The sequence below is a fragment of the Vibrio sp. V03_P4A6T147 genome (genome assembly GCF_002241085.1).
Classification (GTDB): domain Bacteria; phylum Pseudomonadota; class Gammaproteobacteria; order Enterobacterales; family Vibrionaceae; genus Vibrio; species Vibrio anguillarum.
The window spans coordinates 1-6,530 of record NZ_NDIO01000027.1 but is presented as its reverse complement, the minus strand read 5'-3'; the positions used below and the strand labels follow the sequence as shown (position 1 = coordinate 6,530).

The window sequence follows — 6,530 nt, the reverse complement described above, 5'->3', positions numbered from 1 at the left end:
GTATTGTTTTATGCAAATCGATAAACCAACATTTTTAGTTAGTGATCGTTTTGTAATCTTCAACGTATTTATTGACGGGCATGATGAAGAGTGATGAATGATGAAGAAATTGATGCTGTTTCCTTTAGCTTCAATCGTTTTACCAGAAGGGAAAATGAAGCTACGGATCTTTGAATCAAGGTATAAGAGGATGGTCACTCAATCCAGCCAGTCTGACTCTACATTTGGGATTTGTTTGATTGATAACAAAAAAGGCAATAAAGCAAATCAGTTATCTAAATTTGGGATGTTGGTTAAGATTGTTGATTTTGAAGCGCTCGACAATGGGATGTTAGGATTAACCGTGATGGGAATGGAGCGCTTTAAAATAGAGTCAGTAGTGAGCGAATTTGATGGCCTGCGAGTTGCTCAGGTCACGTCATTGCCCAGTTGGCCAGTAAGAGATTTAGAACCTCACGAATGGTATTTAAGCCACCAGCTGCAAGCGGTTTATCAACAATTTCCTCAGCTTGGCGAGCTCTATTCGCACTGTTTTTTTGATGATGCCAGTTGGGTGGCGCAGCGATGGCTAGAGCTGCTCCCTATCTCGATTCAACAATTTGATGATTTAATGAGGCAGGATGACGCGCACAGTGCGGTTGACTTTTTATTGCAGGTAATCGAAGTCTCACACTAACCTTGAAAGCGTGCAGTAAACTTAAACGAGAAGTCGCTCTGTAGTAGTGGCTCTGCATAAAAAAGAATACGACGAGTGATCGATGTATGTATTACTCATGTATAAAGGTTCATGGCTACTGTATGCCAATAACAACGGTTACTCCTAAAGGAAGAGCGCAGCATGAGCAGTGATTCTCAGCATAGTGTGTCGCTAAGCCCAAGCTACACCAAGCAAGACTGGGCTGAATGCATGGAACGTGTCAAGCAACGTGATAAGCAGGCGTTTGCCTTAGTGTTTCGTTATTTCTCTCCTCGCTTACAACAGTTTGCGTTTAAGCATGTAGGCAGTGAGCAAGTGGCGTTAGAAATGGTGCAAGAAACCATGACCACGGTGTGGCAGAAATCTCACCTATTCGATAACCGAAAAAGTTCGCTTTCGACGTGGGTTTACACGATTGCACGCAATTTGTGTTTTGATCTCCTGCGTAAGCAGCGCGGACGAGAGTTACATGTTTATGCCGATGATATTTGGCCAACTGACTACTGCCCACCTGATTTGGTTGAACATTATTGTCCTGAACATGACATGTTAAAAGAGCAAATATTAAAGTTTGTGGCGTTGTTGCCTGAAGCTCAGCAAGCCATCGTGAAGGCGGTGTATCTTGAAGAACTGCCCCAGCAGCAGGTTGCGGAGATGTTCAATATTCCTCTCGGTACTGTCAAATCGCGTTTACGACTAGCCGTTGAAAAACTTAGACATTCTATTCAAGCGGAGCAATTATGAGCAACCATCCAAGCAACGAAGTACTGCAGCAGTATGCCAATGGTTCAATTGATGCGGCGCATGGCATTATGATTGCCACTCACCTTGAACTCTGTACTCAGTGTCGTCAACAGGTTCAATACTTAGAAACTCGGGCCGCCGAAGCATTGTTGAGTCAATCGTTACCGCAACAAAGAATGGCCGCTTCTAATGATGATCATTTAAACCAGATGTTTGAAACGATCACAGCACTGGATACTCTACACCCATCGACCTTGCGTAAGCCTGAGACGATAGAAATTAAAGTCAATGATCGCGTTATTATGCTGCCTAGTACGCTGAGCCAACTGATTCGTTTCAAAGGCGAGTGGCGCAGCTATGGTGGTAAAGTTTTTAGTGCCCACCTAGATATTGCTGAAGACTCTCGCATGAACCTGATGTACATCAATCACAACGTGCAGATCCCTCAGCATACACACAAAGGGGTTGAGTCGACCTTGGTGCTCCATGGTGGCTTCAGTGATGAAGATGGGCATTATAAAGTGGGTGATTTCATTCAAAGAGATGCGAGTATTAAACACAGCCCTTTTACCAAAGTGGATGAAGATTGTTTATGCTTAACGGTGCTAACTGAGCCGATGCTGTTTACGCAAGGTGTTGCGAGAGTGTTTAACTTATTTGGTAAAGGTCTCTATCCGTAGTCTATAGCGGGCACATCAAATTAAAAAAGGTCGTATTGTACGACCTTTTTTTCATCTAACGCTTATCAATGCCTTGCTTGGCAATATCATCGATGTCTCTCTGCCGAGCTTTTTGCAGTAAATCAGCAAAATAATGGCGCAGTGAGTAGAGCATGATAAGGCTTGGTACTACCATCAGTGCAGTAATAATAAAGAACAGTGACCAATTATTGAGATAGTCGACCAGCTCTCCGCTAAAAGAGGCCAACGTGGTGCGGCCAAAGTTTCCTAGAGAGGCCAATAGCGCATATTGCGTTGCTGAAAATGCCTGCCCTGTTAACACAGTAAGAAACGAAACAAAGGCCACGGTGGAAAACGCAGTGGTAAAGTTATCGACAATTATGGTCGCCAAGAACAGATGCTCATTAGGGCCAACTTGAGCGATCCACGAAAACATCAAATTACTGGCAGACATCGCGATGCCACCAATCATCAAGCCGCGAACAATACCAAATCGCACGTTAAACATACTACCAATCAAAGTGAAGAACAGGGTTGCTCCCCAACCAATTAACTTCGAGTAGTGACCAATTTGTTCGTTGCTAAAGCCAATTTCTTTGTAAAATGGAATCGACATTCGGCCAAGAAAAGCTTCGCCAATCTTGAATAAAAAGACAAACAACAGCAGGGTTAGTGCTACTTGCGCGCCATTGCGTTTGAAGAAATCGAGAAATGGTTCGATTACGGTAACGGTGAACCACGCGACGACTTTCGAACCAACTACCTGATTGTGTCGCAGCTCCGCTTGATGCTGTAGCGCTTCGCGATGTGTTTTTGGTTCGCCCACCAAGAGCGTGAAAAGCATTAACAGCCCGACACAGAGTGCCATGCCATAATAAACGGCATTCCAACCGATACTATCGGCGTTTACAAAAGCGAGATAGCCCGGCAGAGAATATCCAGTCCACCACCCCATGATGGCCATGGCGGAGGCTTGTGGCAGCTTATTGGCTTGTGATTTGGGGAAAGTATCGATACGAAAAGCATCAATCGCGATATCTTGAGTGGCAGAAGCGATCGCAATGCCCAAGGCAAGCATTGAGGTAAACATCAAATTTTGGGCTGGATTGACACCCGCAATTAGCAGCGTACAGATCAAAATGATCGATTGGCACAAAAATACCCAACTGCGGCGTTGACCTAATAATGGCGTCAAAATGGGTAATTTGACGCGATCCACCAATGGGGCCCATAGAAAATTAATCGCGTAAACTGCGAAGACACTGCCAAAATAACCAATTGCAGCGGTGGTTAAGCCTGCATCTTTTAGCCATCCTGACATATTTGAACCAATCAAAACCCACGGGAAACCGCTCGAACACCCCATCATAAATACCCACAATAGGCGTTTATCAAGATAGCTACGGATAGTTTCCATCCAAGTGAGAGAGGAGGAGGTTGATGGCATACAGCGAATCCTTGTCAGTAAAGCAGCTTAGGTCGAAAGGCGACCCAATAAAATCAAACGCCGATAAATCGGCGTTGGTATGGTTATTGTTCTAGTGTGACATTCGTAATAACGATTGGTTCGATGGGGACGTCTTGCATTCGCCCTTTCGTGCTGGTCGGCTGTTGAGCCATTTTTTGCACAACATCAAACCCTTGCGTGACTTTACCAAAGACTGCATAACCCGGTGGGCGAGCGTTGTAGTTGAGAAAATCATTATCGACCAAGTTAATAAAGAATTGGCGAGTAGCCGAGTTAGGATCATTGGTACGGGCCATTGCGATCGTCGCGGTGTCATTGGTCAACCCATTGCTCGCTTCATTTTTGATGGGAGCGTAAGTGGTGAGTTGTTTTAAATCCGCATCAAATCCGCCGCCTTGTGCCATAAACCCTGGGATAACGCGGTGGAACTGGCTGCCAACATAACTGCCATCTTCAACATATTTTACGAAGTTTGCGACAGTCGTTGGCGCTTTCTCTGTATTAAGTTCAACAGTAAATGACCCTAAGTTCGTCTCAATTAGGACGTTGGGCGCCGAAAACGCAGTGCAACTGACGAGCGCTAATGTCGTAACGAGAGAACGTAACATTAAAAGCGCTCCTGTAAATAACCATTAAGTTCGCTGTCATTGGCAATTTCTTTAAGTATCAAGTTCATGACATCGTTGAGTACCATTTCAATCTCATCATTTGAAGCGCTGAGTGTACCGGAACGTTTTGCCGTTCCGTTGAACGTTTTCACCAATTTGCCTTTTGGTGTTTCCGCGGTGATTTCAAGCGTGACACTGCCATCCATTTCATTCGACATGACGCTGTGTTTTACCGTCACTAGTGCTTCTGCAATTTCAACGGTGACATTGTTTTCGCTGTTCACTGTTAAGCGATAGCCTTGAGAGCTAAATTGTTCTGCCAACGCATTCTCAACCGCAATGCGAACATTTTGTTTGGCATGAATTGGCTCAATATTAGAGCGGCCACTATCCACTAAAGCCACATATTGCGCCGATCGAACATCTTTGCTAACCAGAGTAAAGGCTTTATTGTTGACGACCGTATTTTTGCTGGTCGTTGCAGTAGGCATAAAGTTGATTTGCTGTTGCTGAGGTGCGGCACAAGCGGTGAGTAATGCGATTGAGGCTGCGAGAACCAGTTTTTTCATGGTCATTTCCTTTCTTATCCTTGCCTATTTAGTTGCTTGTAAGATAACAAATTTATGGTTGGTCGCGACAGTTTTTACCTGCCCTTGGCCAAATAATCTTGCTAGTTTTACATCGTAGCCGAGGTGGCGATTGCCGATCACTAATAATCGTCCCCCTTTTTTAAGAACATGCTTTGCATCACAGAACATCTGCCAAGCAATGTGATCCGTGATAGCTTGTTGTTGATGGAATGGTGGGTTGCACAATACTAAACAGCTACTCTCTTGTTGAAAACCATCTAAGCAGTTATTCGCAATGCATTGAATATTGCGATCTTCTCCTAAATTCTCCAGCAAATTTAGCTTTGCAGACTCGACGGCCATCAAGCTTTCATCAACGCAGGTCATGCGTACTTGAGGATTGAGTTGGCCCATCTTGATTGATAACACCCCGTTGCCGCATCCAAGGTCGATGATGTGCTGTAACTCAGGATCTTGTGGAAGATGCTGTAGAAAAAAGCGTGCGCCGAGATCCAATCCCTCACCTGAGTAGACATTCGGCAGATTTTTTAGACGGATGGATTCGCTTTCTACGGCCCATTCAGTTATGGGTTCCACCGTTTCAATCGGTGATACGTTCGGTGCTGAAAAAACGAGGCGGTGTTTTTTCCATGCAAGAGAAGTGCTTGTTGAACCTAAATACTTTTCAAATAAGTTTAAGGTTGATGTGTGGATCTCTTTCGCTTTGTTGACCGCTATCACAGGGCAATCTTGGGCAAGGGACTGACGGAGTTGGCTTAATTGCCAAACCAAGTGGCGATTGCTCTTGGGCAATTGAAAAAGCACCAGATCGACCGATTCAGGGATGGCATCCATTGTTGAGAGCAATTGCACGTTGCGGCACTGATTGCGCTGAAGATTGTTTAACGTACCTTGTTGCGAAATAAAAGAGTCGCTCATCATGGTGACGTGATGCTTATCTGCAAACCAACACGATAGAGCGCCAAAGTGATCGTTTAAAATAAGGATGCGTTTGCCTATTGCTAAATTCAACGCTTCAATATGATTAATCATATATTCATCGCCCGCATACCAAGCTTGTACTGTTTCGTTTGCAAGATGCGGGAAACTGCGCAACCTCAACGTTCGATCATGCAGTGCCAACTCTGTTTTCATAATTTTTTATAGGTCGTAGTGAGAATTACGGATGCATTGTCTCAAATGGCGTAGAAACAAGGAACCAAAACCTTTCGCTATTCTATAAGGCTAGTTAAACTTAAATCTCTTTACACTCGTATATGTTCTCATGCTCTTATTTGAGGAAGAAAGGCAACGGTATGATCCAACCCATAATCGAACAAAAATTGCATCAAGCATTTCACCCTGATTATTTGAAAGTCGAAAATGAAAGCTATATGCACAATGTGCCTTCAGGATCGGAAAGCCATTTTAAAGTCATTGTGGTGAGTGACAGTTTTGAAGGAATGCGTTTGATTGGCCGTCACCGACAGGTTAACCAAGTGTTGGCAGAAGAGTTAGCGAACCACATTCATGCACTCTCGATTCATACCTACACACAACAAGAGTGGCAGGCGCAAATTAGTGGCGTACCTGATAGTCCTATGTGTATGGGCGGTGGAAAATAACTCGTTCAGAACCGTCTGAATATGCCGTTCTCTTGTTCTGTTTTTGAGCGGAATGTTAACAGTATTTAAACAAATTGACGAGATGAACAAGTTGAGAGAAATTGTTTTAGGTAGTGAATAAAAATAAATACTCATAAGG

The 6,530-nt window shown here is 44.1% G+C and carries 8 protein-coding genes; 4 read left to right on the top strand and 4 right to left on the bottom strand.

Annotated features, from left to right (window positions below; genetic code table 11):
• Nucleotides 1-100: 100 nt before the first annotated feature.
• The 3 genes from B9J84_RS00965 to B9J84_RS00955 all read left to right on the top strand — a co-directional run bounded on the left by B9J84_RS00965 (nucleotide 101) and on the right by B9J84_RS00955 (nucleotide 2,121).
• Entirely contained in the window at nucleotides 101-676 is a 576-nt protein-coding gene (locus B9J84_RS00965; protein ID WP_026029151.1) for an LON peptidase substrate-binding domain-containing protein, read from the top strand.
• 162 nt (nucleotides 677-838) lie between these two features.
• Nucleotides 839-1,441 (top strand): RNA polymerase sigma factor, encoded by a 603-nt coding sequence (locus B9J84_RS00960; RefSeq protein WP_013856164.1) that lies wholly within the window; start codon nucleotides 839-841, stop codon nucleotides 1,439-1,441.
• Nucleotides 1,438-2,121, top strand: a complete 684-nt coding sequence (locus B9J84_RS00955) for a ChrR family anti-sigma-E factor (protein ID WP_094123319.1) — start codon at nucleotides 1,438-1,440, stop codon at nucleotides 2,119-2,121. The genes B9J84_RS00960 and B9J84_RS00955 overlap by 4 nt, the downstream gene beginning before the upstream one ends.
• Before the next feature lie 55 nt (nucleotides 2,122-2,176).
• Here the strand turns inward: B9J84_RS00955 and B9J84_RS00950 are convergent, their stop codons facing one another.
• The 4 genes from B9J84_RS00950 to B9J84_RS00935 all read right to left on the bottom strand — a co-directional run bounded on the left by B9J84_RS00950 (nucleotide 2,177) and on the right by B9J84_RS00935 (nucleotide 5,921).
• Nucleotides 2,177-3,568 carry an AmpG family muropeptide MFS transporter gene (locus B9J84_RS00950; RefSeq protein ID WP_026029152.1) on the bottom strand — a complete coding sequence of 464 codons (1,392 nt, stop codon included), beginning with the start codon at nucleotides 3,566-3,568 and terminating at the stop codon, nucleotides 2,177-2,179.
• 83 nt (nucleotides 3,569-3,651) lie between these two features.
• Nucleotides 3,652-4,197, bottom strand: a complete 546-nt coding sequence (locus tag B9J84_RS00945; protein ID WP_013856167.1) for a peptidylprolyl isomerase — start codon at nucleotides 4,195-4,197, stop codon at nucleotides 3,652-3,654.
• Entirely contained in the window at nucleotides 4,197-4,766 is a 570-nt protein-coding gene (locus B9J84_RS00940; protein ID WP_094123318.1) for a YajG family lipoprotein, read from the bottom strand. Before B9J84_RS00940 ends, B9J84_RS00945 begins: the two co-directional genes overlap by 1 nt.
• A gap of 24 nt (nucleotides 4,767-4,790) precedes the next feature.
• A complete protein-coding gene (locus tag B9J84_RS00935) occupies nucleotides 4,791-5,921 on the bottom strand; it encodes a methyltransferase (RefSeq protein ID WP_094123317.1) in 1,131 nt (376 codons plus the stop codon).
• A 161-nt stretch (nucleotides 5,922-6,082) separates the two neighbouring features.
• Between B9J84_RS00935 and bolA the strand changes: the two genes are divergently transcribed.
• Complete coding sequence (gene bolA / locus B9J84_RS00930; RefSeq protein WP_179217485.1) at nucleotides 6,083-6,391, top strand: transcriptional regulator BolA; 309 nt, start codon at nucleotides 6,083-6,085, stop codon at nucleotides 6,389-6,391.
• Nucleotides 6,392-6,530 lie beyond the last annotated feature (139 nt).